Annotated in this window: 20 protein-coding genes; 15 read left to right on the forward strand and 5 right to left on the reverse strand. The window is 64.3% G+C overall.

What is annotated here, in order from left to right; translation table 11 throughout:
* Nucleotides 1-5: 5 nt before the first annotated feature.
* The 5 genes from ACK2SD_RS12775 to ACK2SD_RS12795 are packed head-to-tail and all read left to right on the forward strand — an operon-like array spanning nt 6 to nt 4,630.
* Nucleotides 6-1,661, forward strand: coding sequence for a methyl-accepting chemotaxis protein (locus ACK2SD_RS12775; protein WP_412459909.1), 1,656 nt, complete (start codon nt 6-8; stop codon nt 1,659-1,661).
* A gap of 35 nt (nt 1,662-1,696) precedes the next feature.
* Nucleotides 1,697-2,236 carry a chemotaxis protein CheW gene (locus tag ACK2SD_RS12780; RefSeq protein ID WP_412459910.1) on the forward strand — a complete coding sequence of 180 codons (540 nt, stop codon included), beginning with the start codon at nt 1,697-1,699 and terminating at the stop codon, nt 2,234-2,236.
* A 9-nt stretch (nt 2,237-2,245) separates the two neighbouring features.
* Entirely contained in the window at nt 2,246-3,055 is an 810-nt protein-coding gene (locus ACK2SD_RS12785) for a CheR family methyltransferase (RefSeq protein WP_304484215.1), read from the forward strand.
* Nucleotides 3,052-3,585, forward strand: coding sequence for a chemoreceptor glutamine deamidase CheD (cheD, locus tag ACK2SD_RS12790; RefSeq protein WP_029612029.1), 534 nt, complete (start codon nt 3,052-3,054; stop codon nt 3,583-3,585). Before ACK2SD_RS12785 ends, cheD begins: the two co-directional genes overlap by 4 nt.
* Nucleotides 3,548-4,630: a protein-glutamate methylesterase/protein-glutamine glutaminase gene (locus ACK2SD_RS12795; RefSeq protein ID WP_412459911.1), complete on the forward strand. Its 1,083-nt coding sequence runs from the start codon at nt 3,548-3,550 to the stop codon at nt 4,628-4,630. The genes cheD and ACK2SD_RS12795 overlap by 38 nt, the downstream gene beginning before the upstream one ends.
* Before the next feature lie 41 nt (nt 4,631-4,671).
* On the opposite strand, the gene ACK2SD_RS12800 is transcribed toward ACK2SD_RS12795, so the two are convergent.
* Both ACK2SD_RS12800 and ACK2SD_RS12805 read right to left on the reverse strand, forming a co-directional pair.
* On the reverse strand, nt 4,672-5,628 hold the full coding sequence (locus ACK2SD_RS12800; RefSeq protein WP_412459912.1) for an aliphatic sulfonate ABC transporter substrate-binding protein: 957 nt from the start codon (nt 5,626-5,628) through the stop codon (nt 4,672-4,674).
* Nucleotides 5,629-5,644: 16 nt separating this feature from the next.
* Entirely contained in the window at nt 5,645-6,610 is a 966-nt protein-coding gene (locus ACK2SD_RS12805) for an ABC transporter substrate-binding protein (protein WP_116888308.1), read from the reverse strand.
* 200 nt (nt 6,611-6,810) lie between these two features.
* Between ACK2SD_RS12805 and ACK2SD_RS12810 the strand changes: the two genes are divergently transcribed.
* From ACK2SD_RS12810 to ACK2SD_RS12845, 8 genes are all read left to right on the forward strand, one after another.
* Nucleotides 6,811-7,704: a LysR family transcriptional regulator gene (locus tag ACK2SD_RS12810; protein WP_412459913.1), complete on the forward strand. Its 894-nt coding sequence runs from the start codon at nt 6,811-6,813 to the stop codon at nt 7,702-7,704.
* 136 nt (nt 7,705-7,840) lie between these two features.
* Entirely contained in the window at nt 7,841-8,974 is a 1,134-nt protein-coding gene (locus tag ACK2SD_RS12815) for an acyl-CoA dehydrogenase family protein (RefSeq protein ID WP_412459914.1), read from the forward strand.
* 57 nt (nt 8,975-9,031) lie between these two features.
* Nucleotides 9,032-9,826: a class II aldolase/adducin family protein gene (locus ACK2SD_RS12820; protein WP_412459915.1), complete on the forward strand. Its 795-nt coding sequence runs from the start codon at nt 9,032-9,034 to the stop codon at nt 9,824-9,826.
* Nucleotides 9,827-9,876: 50 nt separating this feature from the next.
* Nucleotides 9,877-11,496: an ABC transporter substrate-binding protein gene (locus tag ACK2SD_RS12825; protein WP_412459916.1), complete on the forward strand. Its 1,620-nt coding sequence runs from the start codon at nt 9,877-9,879 to the stop codon at nt 11,494-11,496.
* Nucleotides 11,493-12,443: an ABC transporter permease gene (locus ACK2SD_RS12830; protein ID WP_412459917.1), complete on the forward strand. Its 951-nt coding sequence runs from the start codon at nt 11,493-11,495 to the stop codon at nt 12,441-12,443. Before ACK2SD_RS12825 ends, ACK2SD_RS12830 begins: the two co-directional genes overlap by 4 nt.
* A 1-nt stretch (nt 12,444) precedes the next feature.
* On the forward strand, nt 12,445-13,359 hold the full coding sequence (locus tag ACK2SD_RS12835) for an ABC transporter permease (RefSeq protein WP_412459918.1): 915 nt from the start codon (nt 12,445-12,447) through the stop codon (nt 13,357-13,359).
* Nucleotides 13,356-14,975: a dipeptide ABC transporter ATP-binding protein gene (locus ACK2SD_RS12840; protein WP_412459919.1), complete on the forward strand. Its 1,620-nt coding sequence runs from the start codon at nt 13,356-13,358 to the stop codon at nt 14,973-14,975. Before ACK2SD_RS12835 ends, ACK2SD_RS12840 begins: the two co-directional genes overlap by 4 nt.
* Nucleotides 14,976-15,055: 80 nt before the next feature.
* Nucleotides 15,056-16,156 (forward strand): LLM class flavin-dependent oxidoreductase, encoded by a 1,101-nt coding sequence (locus ACK2SD_RS12845; protein WP_412459920.1) that lies wholly within the window; start codon nt 15,056-15,058, stop codon nt 16,154-16,156.
* 72 nt (nt 16,157-16,228) lie between these two features.
* Here ACK2SD_RS12845 and ACK2SD_RS12850 read toward each other — a convergent pair whose 3' ends face one another.
* Complete coding sequence (locus ACK2SD_RS12850) at nt 16,229-17,548, reverse strand: LLM class flavin-dependent oxidoreductase (RefSeq protein WP_412459921.1); 1,320 nt, start codon at nt 17,546-17,548, stop codon at nt 16,229-16,231.
* An 11-nt stretch (nt 17,549-17,559) separates the two neighbouring features.
* Complete coding sequence (locus ACK2SD_RS12855; protein WP_412459922.1) at nt 17,560-18,513, reverse strand: ABC transporter substrate-binding protein; 954 nt, start codon at nt 18,511-18,513, stop codon at nt 17,560-17,562.
* A gap of 298 nt (nt 18,514-18,811) precedes the next feature.
* Between ACK2SD_RS12855 and ACK2SD_RS12860 the strand changes: the two genes are divergently transcribed.
* Nucleotides 18,812-19,420, forward strand: a complete 609-nt coding sequence (locus ACK2SD_RS12860; RefSeq protein WP_116888302.1) for a cysteine dioxygenase — start codon at nt 18,812-18,814, stop codon at nt 19,418-19,420.
* Nucleotides 19,417-21,000 carry a rhodanese-related sulfurtransferase gene (locus ACK2SD_RS12865; RefSeq protein WP_412459923.1) on the forward strand — a complete coding sequence of 528 codons (1,584 nt, stop codon included), beginning with the start codon at nt 19,417-19,419 and terminating at the stop codon, nt 20,998-21,000. Before ACK2SD_RS12860 ends, ACK2SD_RS12865 begins: the two co-directional genes overlap by 4 nt.
* A gap of 45 nt (nt 21,001-21,045) precedes the next feature.
* Here ACK2SD_RS12865 and ACK2SD_RS12870 read toward each other — a convergent pair whose 3' ends face one another.
* Nucleotides 21,046-22,230, reverse strand: a complete 1,185-nt coding sequence (locus ACK2SD_RS12870) for a DUF2252 family protein (protein WP_304484250.1) — start codon at nt 22,228-22,230, stop codon at nt 21,046-21,048.
* Between the last annotated feature and the right edge of the window lie 53 nt (nt 22,231-22,283).

A 22,283-nucleotide genomic window follows, 5' to 3' on the forward strand; every position in this document is an offset into this window, starting at 1 on the left:
CCCCGATGAAATGGTTCTATGACCTGAAAATATCCACCAAGTTGATCAGCGCGTTCCTGCTGGTCTTGGCGCTCACCGCGGTGATGGGGGGCTTCGCCATCGTCCAGTTGGGTGCCGTCAACCAGGCGGCGCAGGACATCAAGAGCAACTGGATGCCGTCGATGCGTGCGGCGGCAGGCATGCGCTTTTTTGCCGCCAACTATCGCCTGAAGGAAAACCGCAGTCTCGGCACTGACATCGCCGAACAGAAAGCCCAGGCCGAGCTGGAAGCGGCCGATGCACGCAAGGAATTCGAGACTCGGCTGGAAACCTACGAAGGCCTGATCGTCAACGATGAGGATCGGCAACTGCTGTCGAACGTGAAAAGCGCATGGGCCGAGTACCTCAAGGCCAGTGCGCGACTGTTCGAGCTGTCCCGCCAGAACCAGGAAGCCGAGGCCCGCAGCCTGATCAGGGGCGAGTCCAAGACCCATTTCGACGAGGTCACCGGCCACTTGCAGAAGATGGTCGAACTCAACGACGCCGGTGCCACCGCCGCCGGTGACAAGGGCACCGCCCTGTATGAAAGCTCGCGCTGGTCGATCATCGCCGTCTTGATCGCGGCGCTGCTGATCGGCCTGGGCCTGGCCTTGTTCATCGCCCGGATCATCGCCCGCCCGTTGCGCCAGGCTGCCACGGCAGCCGAGCAACTGGCCGAAGGCAACCTCAGTGCCCATATCGAGCCCGGCGCGAAGGACGAAACCGGCATGGTGCTCAATGCCATGCGCAATATGGTCGGCAAGCTGGCGCATATCATCGGCGAAGTGCGCAATGCCGCCGACAACCTGGCCAGCGCCTCGGAGCAGGTCAGCGCCACTGCGCAGTCGATGAGCCAGGCCACCAGCGAACAGGCGGCCAGCGTCGAGGAAACCAGTGCATCGGTGGAGCAGATGAGCGCCAGCATCAACCAGAACACCGAGAACGCCAAGGTCACCGATGGCATGGCCAGCAAGGCGGCCAAGGAAGCCACCGACGGCGGCGACTCGGTACAGCAGACGGTAGTGGCGATGAAGAAGATCGCCCAGCGCATCAGCATCATCGACGACATCGCTTACCAGACCAACCTGCTTGCCCTCAACGCCGCGATCGAGGCCGCGCGGGCCGGCGAGCACGGCAAGGGCTTCGCGGTGGTGGCCGCCGAGGTGCGTAAGCTCGCCGAGCGCAGCCAAGTGGCCGCCCAGGAAATCGGCGAGCTGTCTTCGAGCAGCGTCGAGATGGCCGAGAAAGCCGGCAAGCTGCTGGACGAGATGGTGCCGTCGATCAACAAGACCTCCGACTTGGTGCAGGAAATCAGCGCGGCGTCCGAGGAGCAGGCCGCAGGGGTCGCGCAGATCAACACCGCGATGACCCAGCTCAACCAAGTCACCCAGCAGAACGCGTCGAGCAGCGAAGAGCTGGCCGCCACCGCCGAGGAAATGAGCAGCCAGGCCGAGCAGTTGCAACAGGCCATGAGTTTCTTCGTGCTGGATTCGACCACCAAGGCCGTGGCGCAGGGCAACAATGCCGACAGCAGCGGCAAGCTCACCCGCCCCACGCCACGCCCGGTCCAGCAGGCACCGCGCAAGGCCTTCGCCTACAGCATGGCCGGTGCGCCGGACGAGTCGGAGTTCACCCGTTTCTGATCAGGGAATTGGCACGGGCCAACCAGGAGAATCATATGGGCGCAGTCATCGCCACCCGTCAGCCCCCCAGTGCGGCGGACGAGGATGGGCAGTACCTGACCTTTATGCTCGGGGGCGAGATGTTCGCCATCGGCATTCTGGGCATCAAGGAGATCATCGAATACGGCAGCCTGACCGTAGTGCCGATGATGCCCGCCTTCGTGCGCGGCGTGATCAACCTGCGCGGCGCGGTGGTGCCGGTGGTGGACCTGTCGGCGCGTTTTGGCCGGCCCAACTCCACCATCACCCGGCGCTCCTGCGTGATCATCATCGAGGCCAGCACCCAGGAGGGGCAGCCCCAGGACCTCGGGCTGCTGGTCGATACCGTCTCGGCCGTGCAGGAAGTACCGGCTGCGCAGATCGAACCGCCACCCAGCTTCGGCGCGCGGATTCGCGCCGACTTCATCAGCGGCATGGCCAAGGTCGATGGCAAGTTCGTCATCGTCCTGGCCGTGGACAAGGTGCTGTCCATCGATGAGATGTCCAGCCTGGCCGAGGCCGGCCAGTTGCCGGCGCTTGAAGCCGAGGGCCGGTGAGGCGCGACCATGACCGACACTTCATCACTCGACGACCGGGAGTTCGGTCAATTCCAGGCTTGGCTACACCGCGCAGCCGGCATCAACCTGTCGCCGGCAAAAAAGGCACTGGTGGCCGGGCGCCTGTTCAAGCGCCTCAAGCACTATGAGCTGGACAGCTATGGGGACTACTTCAAGCTGATCATGGGCGATCAGCGCAAGGGCGAGCTGCAGGTGGCCCTGGATTTGCTGACCACCAACGAAACCTATTTTTTCCGTGAGCCCAAGCACTTCGACTTCCTGCGCCAGCAGGTGCTGCCCAAGGCAGCGCCAGGCAAGGTGTTTCGGGTGTGGAGCGCGGCGAGCTCCTCCGGCGAAGAGCCCTACAGCCTGGCGATGACCCTGGCCGAAGGCTTGAACACCACGCCTTGGGAGGTGATCGGTTCGGACATCAGCACCCAGGTGCTGGCCAAGGCGCGCAGCGGGCATTACGCCATGGAGCGTGCCAGTACCCTGCCCCAGCCGCTGCTGAGCAAGTACTGCCTGAAAGGCATTGGCCGCCAGGAAGGTACATTCCTGATCGACAAGTCGCTGCGCAACCGGGTCAATTTCATCCAGGTCAACCTCAACGAGCCGCTGCCTGGGCTGGGCGAGTTCGACGTGATCTTCCTGCGCAACGTGATGATCTACTTCGATCAACCCACCAAGCGCCAGGTGGTCGCGCGTTTGCTGCCCCAGCTCAAGCCCGGCGGCTACTTCATCATCAGCCACTCGGAAAGCCTGCACGGCGTGAACGACACGTTGAAGCTGGTGGCGCCGTCGATCTATCGCAAACCATGAAAACAGCCACGAAAACCACCGAACTGATCCTGGCGCCCGGTCAAGTCAGCTTCGCCACGCGCCCCCTGCGGCTGCGGACCCTGCTCGGCTCCTGCGTGGCGTTCACCCTGTGGCACCCGCAACGCCTGATCGGCGGGATGTGCCATTTCATGCTGCCGGCCCGTACCCGCCGCGACCAGCCGCTGGACGGCAAGTACGCCGACGAGGCCCTCGAGCTGCTGCTGCGCCACGCCAGGGCCCACGGCACGCGGGCGCGTGACTATCAGGTGAAAGTGTTCGGCGGTGGCGAGATGTTCCCTGAGCAGCATCGCCACCTGCCCGATCAGGACGTGGCCAGCCTGAACATCCGTGCAGCCTTGGCCTTGGCCGAACGTCATCACCTGCACCTGGCCGCCCAGGACATGGGCAGCACCGGCTACCGCACCATCCTCTTCGACCTGTGGACCGGCAATGTCTGGGTCCGGCACCAACCAATGGGAACCCTGCGTAAAGATGCCTACCAAAAAAATCAGCGTACTGCTGGTCGATGATTCGGCCGTAGTGCGCCAGGTGTTGCTGGCGATTCTCAACGAAACGCCGGACATCCGCGTGATGGGCGCCGCTTCCGATCCGATCTTCGCCATGGACAAACTGGCGCGCGAGTGGCCGGACGTGATCGTGCTGGATGTGGAAATGCCGCGCATGGACGGCATCACCTTTCTCAGGAAAATCATGAGCGAGCGGCCCACGCCGGTGGTGATCTGCTCGTCGCTGACGCAAAAAGGCGCGGAAACCTCCTTGCAGGCGCTCTCGGCCGGCGCGGTGGAGATCATCACCAAACCCACCACGGGGCTGAAGAGCTTTCTGATGGAGTCCGCCGCTGAGTTGGTTGGGGCGATACGTGCAGCGGCGAACTCCAATGTCAAGAACCTGGGCAAGCGCGTGGTGCGCCCTGCGCCGATGGCTGCGCCCGCGAGCAAGCTCAGCGCGGACGCTATCCTGCCCGCCGCGGGCGGCCAGGCCATGGCCCAGACCACCGAACGCATCGTCGCCATCGGCACGTCCACCGGCGGCACCCAGGCACTGGAAACGGTGCTCACCGCGCTACCGAGGGTGTGCCCGGGCTTGGTGATCGTGCAGCACATGCCGGAGAAGTTCACTGCGTCCTTTGCCGAAAGGCTCAACAGCCTCTGCCAGATCGAAGTGCGTGAGGCGCGCAACAATGACCGGGTGTTGCCTGGCCTGGCGCTGATCGCGCCGGGGGGCAAGCACCTGATGGTGACCCGCAGCGGCGCCTACTATCACGCCCAGGTGGTCGAAGGCCCACTGGTGAACCGCCATCGGCCGTCGGTCGACGTATTGTTTCGCTCCGTGGCCCGCTTCGCCGGCAAGAACGCGACCGGCATCATCATGACCGGCATGGGCGACGACGGTGCACGCGGCCTGAAAGAGATGCTCGACGCCGGTGCCGCCACCGTCGCTCAGGACGAAGCCAGCTGCGTGGTATTCGGCATGCCCAAGGAAGCCATCAAGCTCAACGCCGCCCAACGCATCATGGCGCTGGGCGACATTCATCAGGCGATCGTGCATAAGTGAGTGGCAAGGCCAGGGTGATTGGGCTGTCGACTGAACGACGTTCAAGGCGTGCTCGGCACGAACACGCTGACGTCCCGCGCATCGACAGCCTTGGGCAACAACCCCTCATGCAGGAACGCGTCGGCGATGCGCTGTTGCTCCTCCAGGTTTTCCGGTTTCACCGGCTGTACGTCGTAGCTGCGCCGGGCATTGGCCTGTAGCACGGTGGTGCTATCCAGGTTGCCCCACAATGGCCCCAGGATGCGCGCCGCCGCTGCCGGATTGGCCTGGGTCCACTCGCCGGTTTCGCGTAAGGCGAGGTACACCTGTTGCAGGACCTCAGGGTGAGCTTGGGCATAGTCGCTGCTCGCCAGGTAGTAACGCTGGTAGCTGGCAAGCCCTTCACCATCGGCCAGGATGCGCGCGTTCTGCTGCCGCTGGGCGCTGGCCACGAAGGGATCCCAGGTTACCCAGGCGTCGACCTTGTGGTTCTCGAAAGCGGCGCGGCCGTCGGCGGGGATCAGGTAGGCCGGGGTGATGTCCTTGAACGTCAGGCCGGCCTTGGCCAGCGCCTGGATCAGCAGGTAATGACTGCCGGCAGCCTTGGTCACCGCCACGCGCTTGCCCTTCAGATCGGCCAGGGTTCGAAGCGGCGAATCCGCTGGCACCAGTATCGCCTGTGCCTTCGGCGACGGCGTCTCGCGGGCGAAGTAGGTCAGCCTGGCGCCTGCGGCCTGGGTGAATACCGGTACGGTGTCGGCGACATCGGCAGACACATCGACATTGCCCAGGTTCAGGGCTTCCAACAGGGGCAGCCCACTGGGAAATTCATGCCATGTAATGCGGATGCCTTGGGCGCGCAATCGGTCCTCGAGGCCGCCTCGGGCCTTGAGCAGCGTCAACAGGGTCGAGGACTTCTGGTAACCGATACGCAGGATCTGCTCGGCGCTGGCAATGCCAGGGAGCAATACGCTGGCCAGCACTGCCAGGCCAAGCTGGCGTAGATAGCGGATGGGCATTTCGAGGTCTCCCCAATCAAGGCTGTGCGGTGGACGTGGCGCGCTCGGCAAGCGTGAAGCCGGTGGCGAAGGTCGGGGTCACGTCCAGGCGCTGGTTCATCAGGCCATGGGCGTGGTAGAAGTCGGCGGTGTCCTGCTGCTCGGCCACGGTCTGTGCATCGATCACCTGCCAGCGCAATTTCCGGCGCTCGAATTGCAGGCGCGCGGCCTGCTCGGGGAAACCGATGATTGCGGCCAAGGTTTTCGAGTAGCTGTCCAAGTGCTGATTGGCCCAGACCTGCGCATCGGCCAGACGGGTGAGGTAGTCCTGCAGCGCCGCACGCTTCGACGCCTCGCCCAAGGCGTGGTCGGTCGCCGCAAGAAAACTGTTGCCACTGGACAGGCCGCGACCATTGACCAGCACCCTGCCCTGCCCGCTGACCTCGGCCAGGGCGGTATAGGGCTCCCATGTGGACCAGGCGTCCACCGAACCATTGGCCAGCGCGATCTTGGCATCGACAGGTCCCAGGAACCTGAACGCCACGTCTTTTTCGCTCAGTCCGGCGTGATCCAGCGCCTTGAGGGCCAGATGATGACCAATCGACCCGCGCCCTGTGGCAATGCGCTTGCCTTTGAGGTCGGTAACGCTGTGCAGCGGCGCCTCGGGAAGTACCAGCAAGGCCGTACCGTAGGGATCGGATTTGTCCACCGCGATCGCCTTGACCGGTGCCCCCGAAGCCAGCACGAACAGCAGCGGTGCGTCGCCGATGATGCCGGCGTCGATGGCACCGGCATTGAGCGCCTCGGCCAGCGGCGCGGCGGCGGGGAATTCTGCCCAGTGAATGTCGTAGGGCAGGTCACGCAGGGCGTCAGCCGCTTCCAATTGGGCGCGCATATTGCCCTTTTGATCGCCAATGCGCAGGGTCAGTCGCTCGGCGGCTCCTGCCTGGCTGGCCAGCAAGGTGGCTACGGCGAGGGCCAGCAGCGTGGATCGAATGGACATGGACTTCCTCGGGGGCTGGGTGGACGGCATCATGCCGTCCAGGCCAAGCGACTCTAACGAAGTACGTTAAATAAACTAAATTGATTTTAGGAATAACCTAATATGCATTATTTGCTTTAACTTGCCGTGAGGGATGGCATTGTTCAACCCAATGATTATGCTGATGCGTTATTTCTCCACTCGATCATGTGAGCGCGATCATGAAAATCGATGACATGGACGCGTTCGTCGCGGTCATCCGGTGCCAGTCCACCAACCTCGCCGCCGAGGCCCTGCAGATCACCCAACCGGCGATCACTCGCCGCGTGCAGAACTTCGAGCAAGACCTCGGCGCCAGCCTGCTCGACCGGACGACCAAGCCGCTCAAGCCGACCCCCATGGGCTTGCGCGTCTATGCGCAGTGCAAAGCGATCCTGCGCGAGATCGACTCGCTGCGCGAGCTGGTGGCCAGCGACGGTGCGCCATCAGGCACGTTGCGCCTGGGCATACCGCAGACGCTGGGCGATGTCGTGTTGCTCGATGCCCTGGGTCGGATCAGAGAGGCCTATCCGCAGTTGCGGACCCAAGTCACCAGTGGCTGGGGTAGCAGCCTGATTGCGCGCATGGAAAACGGCGAACTGGATGCCGCAGCCGCACTGTTTCCGCCAGGCAAGATTTTCCCGGAAGGTATCGCCAGTCGATCGATCGCGCGCATGCCGCTGAAAGTGGTGGTAGCCAAGAGCAATGCCGCTAAGCGCAACTGCAAGCTCAGGGACTGCTACGCCCCTGGCTGGGTCCTCAACCCCGATGGCTGCGGCTTCCGGGCCGGTTTGCAGCGGGCATTGAGCGAGTTGGGGTTGAACCTGAAGATTAATCTGGAAACCTTCGGCACCGAGCTGCAGTTGGGGCTGGTTGCCAGCGGCCAGGGCCTGGGGCTCGTGCCTGAGCCGCTGTTGCGCATGAGCAGCCACCGTGACGCGCTCGATGTGCTGAACATCACCGACTTCAAGCCGCACGTGGATCTCTGGCTGTTCCACCCTCGCTACCTCGGGAACTTTCAAGAGCCGGTGGAACTGTTCGGTGAGATCGCGGGGCGTCGGCTAGCCGATCAATAAATGCGTTTAGGACATAATGTGATATCGAATAAATTCTTTATTTAAATAATTAGCATAGAACTAAAAAGACTTTTACAGCGATCATTCATACGAATACGGTCTTAGCATCGCCACCGTATTTCAGGGATGAGAGCCCATGAGTCACCCCTCCGACAGCGTCCTGGCCGAGCTGACCCCGGCGCTGGCTGCGAACGCTGAGCGCTATGACCGAAGCGCCCTTTTCCCTGAAGACAACATCGCTCTGTTGCAGCGCCACGGCCTGCTCGCCCTCACCGTACCCCGCACCCTCGGCGGCGCAGGCGCAGACCTGGCGTGCGCACGCCGTGTGATTTCAGCCGTCGCCCAGGGCGACCCGGCGACCGCGCTGATCCTGGTCATGCAGTACCTGCAACACGCCCGGCTGCAGGACGACATGCGCTGGCCACGCCATCTGCGTGAGCGCGTGGCCCGTGAGGCCGTGCAACAGGGTGCGCTGATCAACGCCCTGCGCGTCGAGCCTGAGCTGGGAACGCCGGCCAGAGGCGGTCTTCCGGCCACCGTCGCACGGCGCACCGCCGAAGGTTGGCGCCTGAATGGAGGCAAAATCTATTCCACCGGTAGTCACGGCCTCAGCTGGCTGCTGGTGTGGGCCCGCAGCGACGACGCCGATCCACTGGTCGGTGGCTTCCTGGTCCATCGCGACTCGCCCGGCATCACCATCCTCGACGACTGGGATCACCTGGGCATGCGCGCCACCTGCAGCCATCAGGTGCGGTTCGACGAGGTGTTGATTCCCCTGGACCACGCCGTCAGCGTCAGCCCGGCCAGTGCGCCGAAAACCGAACTCGATGGACAGGGCCTGTTGTGGATGGCCGTGTTGCTACCGACGGTCTACGACGGCGTTGCCCGCGCTGCGCGTGACTGGCTGGCGAACTTTTTCAAGCAACGCATCCCTTCCCATTTGGGTGCGCCGCTGGCCAGCCTGCCGCGCTTTCAGGACGTGCTCGGTCGTATCGACACGCTGTTGTTCGCCAGCCACACCCTGCTCGAATCGGCCGCCGCTGGACAGGTCGATCAGGCCCACGCCGGGCAGCTCAAGCACCTGGTCAGCAGCAACGCCATCAACGCGGTCGAGCTGGCCATCGAGGCCGCGGGCAATCCTGGCTTGTCACGGCGCAATGCCCTGGAGCGGCACTACCGTGATGTGCTCTGCAGCCGGATCCACACCCCCCAGGACGACACGGTGTTCGGCCAGGTCGGTCGCGCGGCGCTCATACCCGAGCCACCCTGAGCCGTTCGAACGCATTGCGCCCCACCACTCAATACGCCTGATTACCGGAGAACCTTCATGAGCTCATTGTCTGCCGTTTCCGCCCGCCTGGAACCTGTACGAGATCGAGTCAGCGCCCAGGAGTGGGAGGTGCGGGTCAAGCTGGCTGCTGCCTACCGCCTGGCCGCCCTGTTTCGCTGGACCGATCACATCTACACGCATTTCTCCGCCCGGGTGCCCGGGCCGCACGAGCATTTCCTGATCAATCCTTTCGGACTGCTGTTCGACGAGATCACCGCCTCGAACCTGGTCAAGGTCGATGTGGACGGTACGCTCATCGACGACCCATCGGGCCTGGGCATCAACCAGGCAGGCTATGTGATCCACAGCGCCATCCACCGCGCCCGCCCAGACCTCGCCGCCGTGCTGCACACCCATACCCGCGATGGAGCCGCGGTTTCGGCCCAGCGTGACGGTCTTTTGCCGATCTCCCAGCACGCCCTGGCCTACTACAGCCGCGTGGCCTACCACGACTACGAAGGCGTGGCCCTGGATCTGGACGAGCAACAGCGGCTGGTCGCCAATCTGGGCCACAGCAACATCCTTATCCTGCGCAACCATGGTCTGCTCACCGGCGGCATCAGCGTCGAGCACGCGTTTCGTGAACTGCATGGCCTGGAGCGGGCCTGCGCTATCCAGATCGCGGCCCAGGCCGGCGGCAACGATCAGCTCCTGCATGCCTCGCCTGCGGCCATCGCCAAGGTGCACGAGCAATCCAAGCGCTTTTCCGATGGCAAGGGCGAAAGCATCCAGCGGCATTGGGAAGCGCTCATTCGCCAGTTGGACCGCGAAGGCCTCGATTACCAGGACTGATCGATCGCAACCGCCTTCTGCCGCCCCGACTCTCTATCAAGGACCGCTCCATGCCTTCATTCCTTCGCCTGCTGGCCAGCAGCGCCCTGGCCATGACGCTTGCCGCCTGCTCACCGACCGACGACAGCGCGGCCAGCAAGACGTTGAGCATCGCCTTCTGGGGCGACAACACCACATTGGTCAGCCTCGATCCTTTCCAGGTCTACTGGCTGGAGCACCGGGTGCTGCTGCGCAACGTCGTCGAGTCGCTGACCGACCAGGATCCGCAGACAGGTCGCATCATTCCCTGGCTGGCCAAACGCTGGGAGATCAGCAGCGACGCCTTGAAGTACACCTTCCATCTGCGTCAGGACGTCAGCTTCAGCAACGGTGAGCGTTTCGACGCCCAGGCGGTGAAAACCGCCTTCGACAGCAACAAGGCCTTTGCCGCGCAGTTGCCCGCTACTTTCGGCGCGACGTATCTGGCTGGCTACGACCATGCCGAAGTGATCGACGACTTCACCGTTCGCCTGACCCTGGCAAGGCCCAATGCCGGTTTCCTGCAAGCCACCTCCACCACCAACCTCTCGATTCTCGCGCCGGCCAGCTACCGGTTGAGTGCCCAGCAGCGCTCCTCAGGCAAGATCATCGGCACCGGCCCTTTCATCCTTGAGCAGTACACCCCGGAGGTCGGCGCGCGCCTGGTCAGACGTGCCGACTATGCCTGGCCATCGGCCAACGCGCGCAATCCGGGGCCTGCGTATATGGAGGCGGTGCAAATCAGCTACATCCCCGAGGAAAGCGTACGCAACGGCCTGTTCCTACAGGGCAAGGTCGACATCCTGTGGCCGCGCAATCCGTTTTCGGAAGTCGACCTGACCTTGCTTCAGTCCAAGGGCGCCACCATTCAAAGCCGATCACTGCCGGGCCCTGCGCTGAATCTTTATCCCAATACGCGCAACGGTCGTCTGCTGGGTGACCGCCAACTACGCCTGGCCGTGCAGAAAGCCATCGACCGCACCGGCTACGCCCACACCGTGTTCAACGCCCGCTTCCCAGTGGTGAGCGGGGTGTACGACGTCACCACGCCCTACTTCAAACCGCAAAGCGACAAGCTTGCCCATGACCCCCGAGGCGCTGAGCAACTGCTCGAGTCTGCTGGCTGGCACACGGGGCCCGATGGTTACCGTTACAAGAACGGCCAACGCCTGACCCTGCGCTACAACCTGACGCCGGCCGAAAGCGCGGGTGACGTGCTGGTACAGGACCAACTGCGCAAGGTCGGCATCGACCTCAAGCTCAACGTGCTCACGCGTGCCGAGTGGGTCGCGGGCAACGCGTCCGGCAACTACGACTTGACGTCGACCTACATGACCCGCGCCGACCCGATCATCCTGCAGACCATTCTCGATCCACGTGCGGCCAACAGCGCCACATTGGCCACCAACCTCTACGAACCCACCGTTTTGACCCAGGCCCAGACCCTGTTCGACAACGGCATGACCGCGACCCAGGACGCGCAACGCGCCCACGCCTACGGCCAGTTGCAGGACCTGCTGATCGACCAGGCCTCGGCGTTTCCACTGTACGAACGCGTGTGGCAGGCTGCGACCGCCCCCCGGATCAAGGATTTTCGCTGGACGGCAGAAGGCTTCGCGCTGTTGGGCGACATCCAGGTGGGGCAGCCATGACACGCTACCTCATCGGCCGTATCGGCCAGGCCCTGCTGGTGCTCTGGGGCGCCTACACCGCCACCTACTTCATTCTCTACCTGCTGCCGGGCGATACCTTGGCGATCATGCTCAGCGCATCAGGCATGGAAGCCGATGGTTTGTCGCCGCAAGACCTGGCCAAGGCTCGGGCTTATTACGGGCTGGATAAGGGGTTGTTCGCGCAATATGCCGATCTGCTCTGGCGCGCCGTGCACGGCGACCTGGGGCAGTCGTTGTCGCTGGGCCGTCCTGTCAGCGGGCTGCTGGCCGAGCGGCTGCCTCAGACCCTGGCCCTGGCCGGTAGCGCCATCGTCCTGTCGCTGGTAGCCGGCATCGGGCTGGCCTATCTGACCGCCTACGTGCAGTACCGGCCGCTGAAAACCGCACTGGCGCGCCTGCCGTCGCTGGGTTTCTCGATCCCGGTGTTCTGGATGGGGTTGCTGCTGATCCAGGTGTTCGCCTTCGCCCTGGACTGGTTTCCGGCCACCGGCAGCCAGGGGTTTGCCAGCCTGGTGCTGCCTGCGATTACCTTGGCGATCCCCAGCGCGGCCCTGTATGCCCAAGTGCTGCAGCGAGGTTTTCAAGGTGTATGGCAGGAACCCTACATCGTCACCGCGTTCGCCAAAGGGCTGAGCCGTGCTCAGGTACAGGCTCGCCATGGCCTGCGCAACGCAGCCTTGCCGCTGCTGACGCTGGTAGGCCTTCAGGTCGGTAACACGGTGTCCGGTGCAGTGCTGGTGGAGACCATCTATTCGCGTAACGGCGTCGGGCGCCTGGCCCAGGAGGCGGTGCTGCGCCAGGACATTCCCGTGGTGCTGGCTATCGTCGCGGTAGCGGCCGCTGCCTTCGTGGCGGTGAATCTGATCGTCGACCTGCTCTACCCCTGGCTCGACCCACGCATCAGCCCTACGGCCAAGGTGAGCTGAAATGACCATTGACCTATCGCATCCTCGGCTCGACGCCAGGCATGCCGTTGATTCCGATCGCGCTTGCCACCTCTGGAAGCGCCGCACGCGCCTGCAGCGGACACGACAGGCCATGATCGCGCTGCTGCGCAGGCCCAGTGTCAGCCTGGCGCTGCTGATCGTGCTGTTTGCCTTGCTCGCGGCACTGGTCCCGCAATGGCTGAGCAGCTTCGACCCCTACGCCACCTCGCCAGCCGACAAGCTCAGCGCGCCCAGCATGGTTCACTGGTTCGGGACCGACGAGTTGGGCCGTGACCTGTATGCGCGAGTGATCTACGGTTCGCGCCTGTCGGTGCTGGCGGCACTGTTGGCGGTGACGATTGCGTTGGTCGGCGGCTTGGGCCTGGGCGCGCTGGCAGGCTTTGCCGGCGCACGCCTCGATGCCGCGCTGATGCGCGTGATCGATGTGTTGCTGGCGTTGCCTGGCCTGCTGCTGGCGCTGGCGATCGTCACCGCCATCGGTTTCGGTACGGTGCCCGTGGCAATCGCCGTGGGCATCGGCATCGTTCCGGGTTTTGCGCGTACCACGCGGGCCGAAGTACTGCGCATCAAAACCCTGCCCTATGTGGAGGCCGCCCGGCTGGGTGGCGCCAGTTGGCTGCGCACGTTGCTGCGCCATGTGCTACCCAATGCCTGGGGCCCAGTGGCAGTGCTTGCGACACTGGATTTCGGTGCCGCGATCCTGGCCACCGCCGGACTGAGTTTCCTTGGCTTTGGCGCCGCACCGCCCGCAGCGGAATGGGGCACGCTCATTGCCAATGGCCGTCATTTCCTGATCACCGCGCCCTGGGTGTCGCTGTTGCCGGGCCTGTTCGTGGTGGTCGTGGTGTTCAGCCTCAATCACTTGGCGCGTAGCGCCGAGGAGCATGCCCGATGAGTACGCAAGCCTTGATCGACGTACACGAACTGGATATCAGCTACACCGTCGCCGGGCAGCGCACGCACGCCGTACGCCGGCTGTCGTTCAGCCTTGACCAGGGCGAAACGCTGGCCATCGTCGGGGAGTCCGGCTGCGGTAAGTCGACCCTGGCCAACGCCTTGCTCGGACTGCTGCCGGGCACTGCCAGCATCGACCACGGACAACTGCGGATCGACGGCATCGACAGGGCCCAGGCCCGCGAGCGTACCTGGCAGCAGTTACGCGGACGCGCCATCGGCCTGGTGCCGCAGGACCCGATGGTGAGCCTCAATCCCACGCTACGCGTGGGTCGGCAGATCGCCGAAGCCCTGCTCCTGGCCCGTGGCCGGCGCTACCCGGGTCTGGAGGCCGACGTGCTCGCGCTGCTGACCCAGGTCGGCCTCGACGAGCCCTCAGTGCGCGCTCGCCAGTACCCCCACGAACTGTCTGGCGGGATGCGTCAACGGGTGTTGATCGCCATCGCCCTGGCCGGCGAGCCGCGGCTGATCATCGCCGACGAGCCCACCAGCGCACTGGACGTGACGGTGCAGCGCCGCATTCTGGACCACCTGCAACAACTGGTCGCCGAGCGCGGCATCTCGCTGCTGATCATCACCCATGACCTGGGGATGGCCTGTGATCGCGCCGACCGGCTGTTGGTGATGCGCCAAGGCCAATGTGTCGAGCAGGGTACGCCCCAACAGATATTGTGGGGTGCACAGCAGCCCTACACCCGCAGTCTGCTCGACGCAGCGCCTGCTTTCGTGCCGCGTCACAGGCCACAACAGGTCACCTCACAGCGCCCAATGCTGCGTCTGGACGCGGTGGGCAAACGCTTCGCGTTGCCAGGGCAGGATACGCCCTTCACCGCCTTGCATGGGCTGAGCCTGGAGGTCCACGCCGGGCAGACGCTGGCCATCGTCGGCGAATCGGGTTCAGGCAAGAGCACTGCGCTGCGCATTGCGCTGGGTCTGGAAAGGCCTGATCAGGGACGCGTCGAGTGGTTTGGCCAGGATGTCAGCGACTACAGCTGGCGCCAGCTCCGCCCGCTGCGTCGACGCATTCAACTGGTACAGCAGAATCCCTTCGCCGCGCTCGATCCACGCTTCACCGTGTTCGACAGCCTCGTCGAGCCGCTGGTGTCGTTCGGGCTGCTCAGGGGCCAGGCCCTGGAACTCAAGGCCCGCGAACTCATCGCGCGCGTGCACCTGCCCGTGGCGTTTCTCGATCGCCTGCCCCGGGAATTGTCAGGCGGGCAACGCCAACGGGTCGCCATCGCTCGCGCCTTGGCGCTGGAGCCTGAGGTGCTGCTGCTCGACGAGCCGGTCAGCGCGCTGGACGTTTCGGTACAGGCGCAGATTCTCGCCCTGCTCGATGAACTGCAGCGCGATCTGGGCATGGCCTATGTGCTGGTGTCCCACGACCTGTCGGTGGTGGCGAGCGTGGCCGACCAGGTCCTGGTGCTGCAGCGCGGGCACGTGGTCGAGCAAGGGCCGGCGGCGCAGGTGTTCAGCCGCCCCTCCAGCGACTACACACGGGCATTGATCGAGGCGATACCAGGACACTCGCGCAGCGTATTGCCTATAGCGGTCTGACCGCTACGCCGAGTACTGCGGGCAAGCGATAGCGCGCGCCCTTGACCCAAGACCCTTTTCGACAACAGGAGCACTACGGTATGAGCCTCGAATTCATCGGCCTCATCGGCCCCCAGGAAAGCAGCGAATCGCAGGCCCCACGCGGCCCGCTAGTCGACCTCGAGTTCATCAAGGCGTTCGCCCAGGCCCAGGAATACGCCGGTTTCGACAAGGCGTTGCTGGCAGTCAACACCAGCGCGCCAGACTCGATGATCCTCGCCACCTACGTGGCGGCATTGACCGAACGCATCGGCCTGTTGGTCGCGCACCGCCCCGGCTTCCAGGCGCCGACTTTCGCCGCGCGCCAGTTCGCCACCCTTGACCAGCTCAGCCGTGGCCGCGCTTCGATCAACGTGATCACCGGGGGCGACAGCGGCGACCTGCAACGCGACGGCGACTTCCTCGACAAGGATGCTCGCTATGCCCGTACCGACGAGTATCTGGAGGTTCTGCGCAACACCTGGACCCAGACCGCGCCGTTCGATCACCACGGCCCGCACTACCGCGTGCAGGACAACCTCACCTTGGTCAAGCCGGTGGCCAGGCTGCCGGTGTACTTCTCCGGCGCCTCGGACGCTGCAGTGGACGTCGCGGCCAAGCACGCCGACGTGTACATGATGTGGGGCGAGCCACTGGCACAGGTCCGCGAACGCATCGCCCAGGTCCGCCAGGCCGCAGCCCGCTATGGCCGCGAGCAGCACATCCGCTTCAGCCTTTCTTTGCGACCGATCCTCGGCGCCACCGAAGACGAAGCCTGGGCCCGCGCCGAGCGCATTCTGGCCGACGCCAGGCAGCGCATCGGCATCCGCCAGGGCAACCGCCGCGAAAAGAACTTCGGCAAGAGCAACGTGGGCTCCGAGCGCCTGGTGCAACTTGCCGGCCAACGCACAGTGCACGACACCCGTTTGTGGACCGAGATCGCCGCCCTGGGCGGTGGCGCCGGTAACTCCACCTCGCTGGTGGGTACGCCCGAGCAGGTCGCCGAGGCGGCGCTGGCGTACTACGAACTGGGTGTGAGCACGTTCCTGTTCCGGGGTTTCGAGCAACTGCGCGATGCCGTGGAATACGGCCAGGACTTGATCCCGCGGATCCGTGACAAGGTTGCGCAGTACGAGAAGGGCCGCAGCGCTCGCAGCGCCTGAAGGATGTGCCCATGAGCCCGCCGGGACTTCCCAGCGGGCTCATGGGCACAGGGTCGCTTGGCGGCCCGGCTTCTATCGGCTGAAGCGCGGTATCGGCAGGCCCAGGCTTTCGCGCAAGGTCGTCCCTTCATAGGCCGTGCGATAGACACCTCGCTCCTGCAGCAAGGGCACTACCTGCTCGGTGAATCGGCGGAACTGCCCGGGATGACCGATGTAGATATTGAATCCGTCCACTGCCCGCGCTTCGAACCAGTCGGCCATCTTCGCCGCCACGGTCTGGGCCGAGCCGACGAAGGCACCCGGGCGCAACTGACGGCCGAACTCCACCGCCTGGCGCAGGCTGAACCCCCGTTCACGGGCCTGATCGGCAATGCGCTTGGCATTGGTGAAGAAACTGCTGCGCGCAGCCTCCAGGCTTTGCTGGGGAAACGGGGCGTCCAGGTCGTACTGACTGAAGTCATGCCAGCCGAAGTTACGCCCGAATTCTTTGAGCGCCAGTTCGAAGCTGTGATCGGCCTGATGATAGTGACGCTCGATCTCACGGGCCTGCTCGTCCGTATCGCCCACGTAGATCTCTGCGCCGGGCAGCACCAACAGGTGCTCTGGGTCGCGTCCCAGGCGTGCCGCGCGCGCCTTGATATCGCGATAGAACGCCTGACCCTGCTCGAGAGTGGCGGCGTGGGTGAACACCACATCGGCCCTGGCGGCACCCAGTTCGCGCCCCTGCTCGGAGTCGCCCGCCTGGAAGATCACCGGCTGCCCCTGGGGCGAGCGCTGGATGTTCAGCGGACCGACCACCGAGAAGTGAGCACCCTGGTGATTCAAGGCGTGCAGCTTCGCCGGGTCGAGGAACCGACCCTGGCTGCGGTCCCGAGGAAACGCATCCTCCTCATACGAATGCCACAGCCCCTGCACCACCTGCACATGCTCCTGGGCACGCGCATACCGAGTGTCATAGTCGTAGTGCTCGTCCAACCCATAATTGCCGGCCGTGCCGGCGTCGCCGCTGGTGACGACGTTCCAGCCGGCACGGCCTTTGCTGATCAGGTCCAGCGAGGCGAGCCGGCGAGCAACGTTGAACGGTGCGTTGTAGGAGGTGGTGAGCGTGCCGACCAACCCCAGGCGGCGGGTACTGACCGCCAGGGCAGAGAGCAAGGTCAACGGCTCCAGGCGATTGAGGTAATGCGACGGTGAGCCGGGGGTGATGAACTGGCTGTCGACGATGAAGATCAGGTCGAACAGCGCAGCTTCTGCCTGCCGGGCGATGTCGATGTACCAGTCGATGTTGACGCTGGCGTCGGCGGGCAGCTCCGGGTCGAGCCACAAGTTGTGTCGACCTGGGCCGCCGCAGCCCATGGTCAGGGCGCCGAGTTTGATCTGTCGTGTGCTCATGGGACGTCCTTTCACTGGCCCTTCGCAGCGGGCGCCTGCAAGGCGGCTGCAAAGGAGGTGTCGAACAGGCTCGCTGCTGGATAGGCCTTGATCAGGCCGAGGCCGGCGAAGAAATCCACGGTCTTCTGCGCATCGGCAATGACCTGCGGGTTCAGCGGTGCCAGGTCGGTGCGTGCGCGGGCAAACCAGGTCCGGGCGATATCGCGATCGGCGCGAGTGCGCTGGGCCCAGGCATCGGCATAGGCCTCGGTGTGGGCCGGCTCGCTCAGGGCCCAGTCACGGGCCTTCCTCAGGCGCTGCAGGAAGTCGGCAATCTGTGCGCGCTTGTGGTCCACGGCCTTGCTGTTGGCCACGACGAAGCTCTGCGCAGGGATCACGCCTTCGGCCGTGGCCAACACGCGAGCCCCTTGGCGCTCCTGCTGGGTGACATAGGGCTCCCAGGTGGCAATCACGTCCACCGAGCCGCCGTCCAGGGCATGGGAGGCGTCCAGGGCGCTGAGGTAGCGCAATTCCACGGCATCGCGCGGGACGCCCGCCTTGTCCAGGGCACTGAACAGCAGTTGCTGGCTCCACGAGCCCTTCCAGATCGCTGCACGCTTGCCGCGCAGGTCTTGCAGGCTGTGAATCGGCGAATCCTTGCGCGCCAGGATGGCCACGCCTTCGAGGTTCTGCCGACTGACCGCAATGACCTTGATCGGCGCGCCCAGTGCGCCAAGGAACAACGGCGGGGCGTCACCCAGCAGGCCGATGTCGAGGCTGCCGACATTGAGCGCCTCAGCCACTGGCGAACCTGCGGTGAACTGCTTCCATTCCAGGCTATAAGGGAGGTTTTCCAGAACGCCAGCCGCTTCCATTACCGCGCGGGCGTTATAGCTCTGATCGCCGACCACCAGCGTTTGGGCGCTGGCGGCCAGACTGAAGGTGGTGGCCAGCAGCGTTGCAGCCAAGTGTTTGATATAGCGCACGGTCGTCTCCGAATACCAGTGAAGGCAGTGAGGCGATCCGCGCGTGCGGTCTACGCCAGGTTTTATAGCGTTAGGGTATAGGCTTGGTGTTTCTTATAAGTTAAATCAGCATTTGCGGGCTGTGAAATGCACGCTTGGCATAAGCTCATACCCTTGTGTTTAAGCCATTTCAAAACAGGACAGAGGTATCTGTAAATGCATTATTTTCATATTAGCTTATGATTATTCTGCATTTTGAGAATAGCTGGGCATTTTGCTAGGGTCGTGCTCATCCCTCATTTGAAGTCGAATCTCAACCATGACCCAGCCTGTGCGTACGGAGCGCTTGCGCCACTTCATTGAGAACCTGGCCGAGTTGATCGATCGACGGCCTGATGAGGCGGATTTGCTCGACCGTGGCCAACGCCTGCTGGCCGACTTGGTCGCCCATGACGACTGGCTGCCTGACGAACTCGCCCAGCCCGATCCCGAGCGCTATCGGCAGTACCTGTTGCACTGCGATTCGCGCCAGCGCTTCTGCGTGGTGAGCTTCGTCTGGGGGCCTGGGCAGCGCACACCGATCCACGACCACCGCGTGTGGGGGCTGATCGGCATGTTGCGCGGCGCGGAATGGGCGCAGGGCTTCGTGCGAGATGCCCAGGGCGCGCTACAGCCCCATGGCGCCGCAGTGCGTCTGCTGCCGGGCCAAGTGGAAGCCGTCTCGCCGCGAATTGGTGACATCCATCGGGTCAGCAACGCTTACGACGACCGGGTCTCGATCAGCATCCATGTCTATGGCGGCAACATTGGCGCCGTCAAGCGCGCGGTATACAGCGACGATGGCAGCGAAAAAACCTTCATTTCCGGCTACTCCAACACTCACCTTCCCAACCTCTGGGACCTGTCCAAAGAGAACCCTGCCCCATGAGCACCCTCGCCACCCGCCACCCCCATGACATTCGCCGCGCGCTGCTGGCTCGCGAAGAACTGGCGCTGCTCGACGTCCGCGAGGAAGACCCGTTCGCGCAGAGCCACCCGCTGTTCGCCGCCAACATCCCCCTGTCGAAACTGGAGATTGAGGTGTTCGCTCGCGTGCCGCGTCTGGACACACCCATCACGGTCTACGACAACGGTGAAGGACTGGCTGGCGTCGCTGCGCAGCGGCTGTTGGCCCTTGGCTACCGCGATGTCGCGCTGCTCGACGGTGGCCTTGAGGGCTGGCGCGCCGCCGCAGGCGAGCTGTTCCGTGACGTCAACGTGCCGAGCAAGGCTTTCGGCGAACTGGTCGAGCAGGTGCGCCATACCCCATCGCTGGCGGCCGAGCACGTCCAGGCGTTGCTTGAGGCACGAGCCGATGTGGTGGTGCTCGATGCGCGGCGGTTCGACGAGTACCAGACCATGAGCATCCCCGGCGGCATCAGCGTACCCGGCGCCGAACTGGTATTGCGCGTGGCGGAACTGGCACCCGATCCGTCCACCCAGGTGATCGTCAACTGCGCCGGACGCACGCGCAGCATCATTGGTACCCAGTCACTGATCAACGCCGGCATTGCCAATCCGGTCGCAGCCCTGCGCAACGGAACCATCGGCTGGACGTTGGCGGGACAGGCACTGGCCCATGGTCAGGCACGTCGCTTCGCCGAAGTCGGTGACGATACGCGCCTCGACGCCGCCCGACGGGCACGTGCCCTGGCCGAGCGTGCAGGCGTGCAGCGACTCAATCGCAGCCTGCTGGCGCGATGGCAGAGCGACGAAACGCGCACTACCTACCTGTTCGATGTGCGCACGCCCGAAGAGTACGAGTCCGGTCACTTCCCCGGCAGCCGCTCGGTGCCCGGCGGGCAACTGGTGCAGGAAACCGACCATGTCGCCAGCGTCCGTGGCGCGAGGGTCGTACTGGTGGATGACGACGGTGTGCGCGCGAACATGAGCGCTTCATGGCTAGCACAGATGGGCTGGCAGGTCGCAGTGCTCGACGGCTTGACCCGCGCAGACTTCAGCGCCACCGGTCCCTGGCAGCCACCGCTGCCCCAGCGGCCTGCCGTCCATTCGATCGACGTCGAGCAACTGGCCGACTGGCTGCAGGAGGATGGCACCGTCGTCCTGGACTTCACCACCAGCGCCAACTACGTCAACCGCCACATACCCGGCGCACACTGGGTGATCCGCGCTCAATTGGTCGAAGCCCTGGAAAGGCTGCCACAGGCGCGCCGCTATGTACTGACGTGCGGCAGCAGCCTGCTGGCCCGTTTTGCCGCAGCCGACCTGCAAGCCCTGACCCGCATCCCGGTGCATGTGCTCGAAGGCGGCACCGCACAGTGGATCGCAGTTGGACAACCGCTGCAGAGCGGCGAAACACACTTGGCGGTAGCGCGCAGCGACCGTTACCAGCGGCCCTATGAAGGGACGGACAATCCACGTGCAGCCATGCAGGGCTATCTGGACTGGGAATTCGGCTTGATCGCCCAACTCGAACGCGACGCCACCCATCATTTCAAGGTGCTCTGAGCAAGCCCCCTCAATGGGTAATCAAGGGGCGAGAGTAGCTACCCATCAATGCTCCAACGCGTACCGCCTGCAATGCGCCAGATACCCTTGCTCGTGACTGCCCACCAACTGAATCACGTTGCTCCACAACCACGACGGCGCATCCAGCGTTTCGGAACGGTGCAGTTGCAACTCCTCGATCCAGGCGGCGCGCGTGCTCAGGTCCATTTGCCGGGCATGGGCATGACCTACCACACGGGCCAGATACCCTGCGGCCCGGCGTGCTTCCTGCTCGCTGAGCTCATCGAGTTCCAGTTTCATGTCCTGGGGCAGCAACTCACGGACGAAGAAGCCGTGATCGAGCATGCGCACCGCCACCATACGGTTGCCCAGGCCCGGCGAAAGATGCCGAGCACCTTCGACCACGCGCCGGGCATTGTCGCGCGGCATCGAGGCGCGGGCGGTACGGGGGGCGGCGGCGGCGATGGCTTCCTTGACGTCCAACAGGCAGAACTCCTGGTCGTCGCCCTCCCCAACCGCCATCAGCACGGCGTAGCGCAGCAGGCCTAGTGAGCTGCAGCCCTTGACCCAGTAGGCCGAGTCCAGCAGTTCCACGCGGTCCTCCGGGCTACGGCCCTTGAGCGAGGTCACCAGGGTGTGGATGTCGTCCGAGGCGCAGAGCTTGCGCACCGCCGTCTTTTCCTCGCGCGACAGCGGCCAGAAATGCTTGCCCAGCGGAATGCTCGGACGCACCCGCTCGATGCGCTCGCGGGCCAGATGTTTCCAGGTGCGGCGCACGGCGGTGCGCATGCCAGCCTTGACCTGCGCCGGCCGCTCGGGCTCCTCGTCGTCGTTCTGTTCGAAGGCCTGGGCGTAGCCCTGCATCATTTCCTCGAGCATGCGCGCAGTGACCACGCCCGGCAGGTCCGAGCTGCGGGCGGCAGTGGCCAGCGACAGGCCCAGTCGCACCAAGTCATGGGCTGGATTGCCGATCACGGTCTGGTCGAGATCGCGGATGTGGATGTCGATACGGCCCTTCAGATCCCCGGTCGGACCCAGGTTACCGGCGTGACAGTCACCGCAGATCCACACCGCCGGCCCGCTGGGCAGGCGGCGCCCGGATTGACTGTGCAGCCAGTCGTAGAACTGCACGGTGCTGCCACGCACATAGGCATGCGCCGACCGGGCCATCTTGAGGTTGCGCAATTGCGTGAGGGTGTCGATACGGTCTGAAGGGCGCGGTAGTTTCATGGACATCTCGGATCAGGCGATATCAAATTGACTTCAATCTGACACAGTTGTTC

The sequence above is a fragment of the Pseudomonas sp. SC11 genome (genome assembly GCF_047039205.1).
Lineage (GTDB): Bacteria > Pseudomonadota > Gammaproteobacteria > Pseudomonadales > Pseudomonadaceae > Aquipseudomonas > Aquipseudomonas boreofloridensis.

What these genes read in the sequence shown, in the direction of transcription:
- ACK2SD_RS12775 (WP_412459909.1), top strand. Translation starts at nt 6, where the DNA reads ATGAAATGGTTCTATGACCTGAAAATATCCACCAAGTTGATCAGCGCG.
- ACK2SD_RS12780 (WP_412459910.1), top strand. Translation starts at nt 1,697, where the DNA reads ATGGGCGCAGTCATCGCCACCCGTCAGCCCCCCAGTGCGGCGGACGAG.
- ACK2SD_RS12785 (WP_304484215.1), top strand. Translation starts at nt 2,246, where the DNA reads ATGACCGACACTTCATCACTCGACGACCGGGAGTTCGGTCAATTCCAG.
- cheD (WP_029612029.1), top strand. Translation starts at nt 3,052, where the DNA reads ATGAAAACAGCCACGAAAACCACCGAACTGATCCTGGCGCCCGGTCAA.
- ACK2SD_RS12795 (WP_412459911.1), top strand. Translation starts at nt 3,548, where the DNA reads ATGCCTACCAAAAAAATCAGCGTACTGCTGGTCGATGATTCGGCCGTA.
- ACK2SD_RS12800 (WP_412459912.1), bottom strand. Translation starts at nt 5,628, where the DNA reads ATGCCCATCCGCTATCTACGCCAGCTTGGCCTGGCAGTGCTGGCCAGC.
- ACK2SD_RS12805 (WP_116888308.1), bottom strand. Translation starts at nt 6,610, where the DNA reads ATGTCCATTCGATCCACGCTGCTGGCCCTCGCCGTAGCCACCTTGCTG.
- ACK2SD_RS12810 (WP_412459913.1), top strand. Translation starts at nt 6,811, where the DNA reads ATGAAAATCGATGACATGGACGCGTTCGTCGCGGTCATCCGGTGCCAG.
- ACK2SD_RS12815 (WP_412459914.1), top strand. Translation starts at nt 7,841, where the DNA reads ATGAGTCACCCCTCCGACAGCGTCCTGGCCGAGCTGACCCCGGCGCTG.
- ACK2SD_RS12820 (WP_412459915.1), top strand. Translation starts at nt 9,032, where the DNA reads ATGAGCTCATTGTCTGCCGTTTCCGCCCGCCTGGAACCTGTACGAGAT.
- ACK2SD_RS12825 (WP_412459916.1), top strand. Translation starts at nt 9,877, where the DNA reads ATGCCTTCATTCCTTCGCCTGCTGGCCAGCAGCGCCCTGGCCATGACG.
- ACK2SD_RS12830 (WP_412459917.1), top strand. Translation starts at nt 11,493, where the DNA reads ATGACACGCTACCTCATCGGCCGTATCGGCCAGGCCCTGCTGGTGCTC.
- ACK2SD_RS12835 (WP_412459918.1), top strand. Translation starts at nt 12,445, where the DNA reads ATGACCATTGACCTATCGCATCCTCGGCTCGACGCCAGGCATGCCGTT.
- ACK2SD_RS12840 (WP_412459919.1), top strand. Translation starts at nt 13,356, where the DNA reads ATGAGTACGCAAGCCTTGATCGACGTACACGAACTGGATATCAGCTAC.
- ACK2SD_RS12845 (WP_412459920.1), top strand. Translation starts at nt 15,056, where the DNA reads ATGAGCCTCGAATTCATCGGCCTCATCGGCCCCCAGGAAAGCAGCGAA.
- ACK2SD_RS12850 (WP_412459921.1), bottom strand. Translation starts at nt 17,548, where the DNA reads ATGAGCACACGACAGATCAAACTCGGCGCCCTGACCATGGGCTGCGGC.
- ACK2SD_RS12860 (WP_116888302.1), top strand. Translation starts at nt 18,812, where the DNA reads ATGACCCAGCCTGTGCGTACGGAGCGCTTGCGCCACTTCATTGAGAAC.
- ACK2SD_RS12865 (WP_412459923.1), top strand. Translation starts at nt 19,417, where the DNA reads ATGAGCACCCTCGCCACCCGCCACCCCCATGACATTCGCCGCGCGCTG.
- ACK2SD_RS12870 (WP_304484250.1), bottom strand. Translation starts at nt 22,230, where the DNA reads ATGAAACTACCGCGCCCTTCAGACCGTATCGACACCCTCACGCAATTG.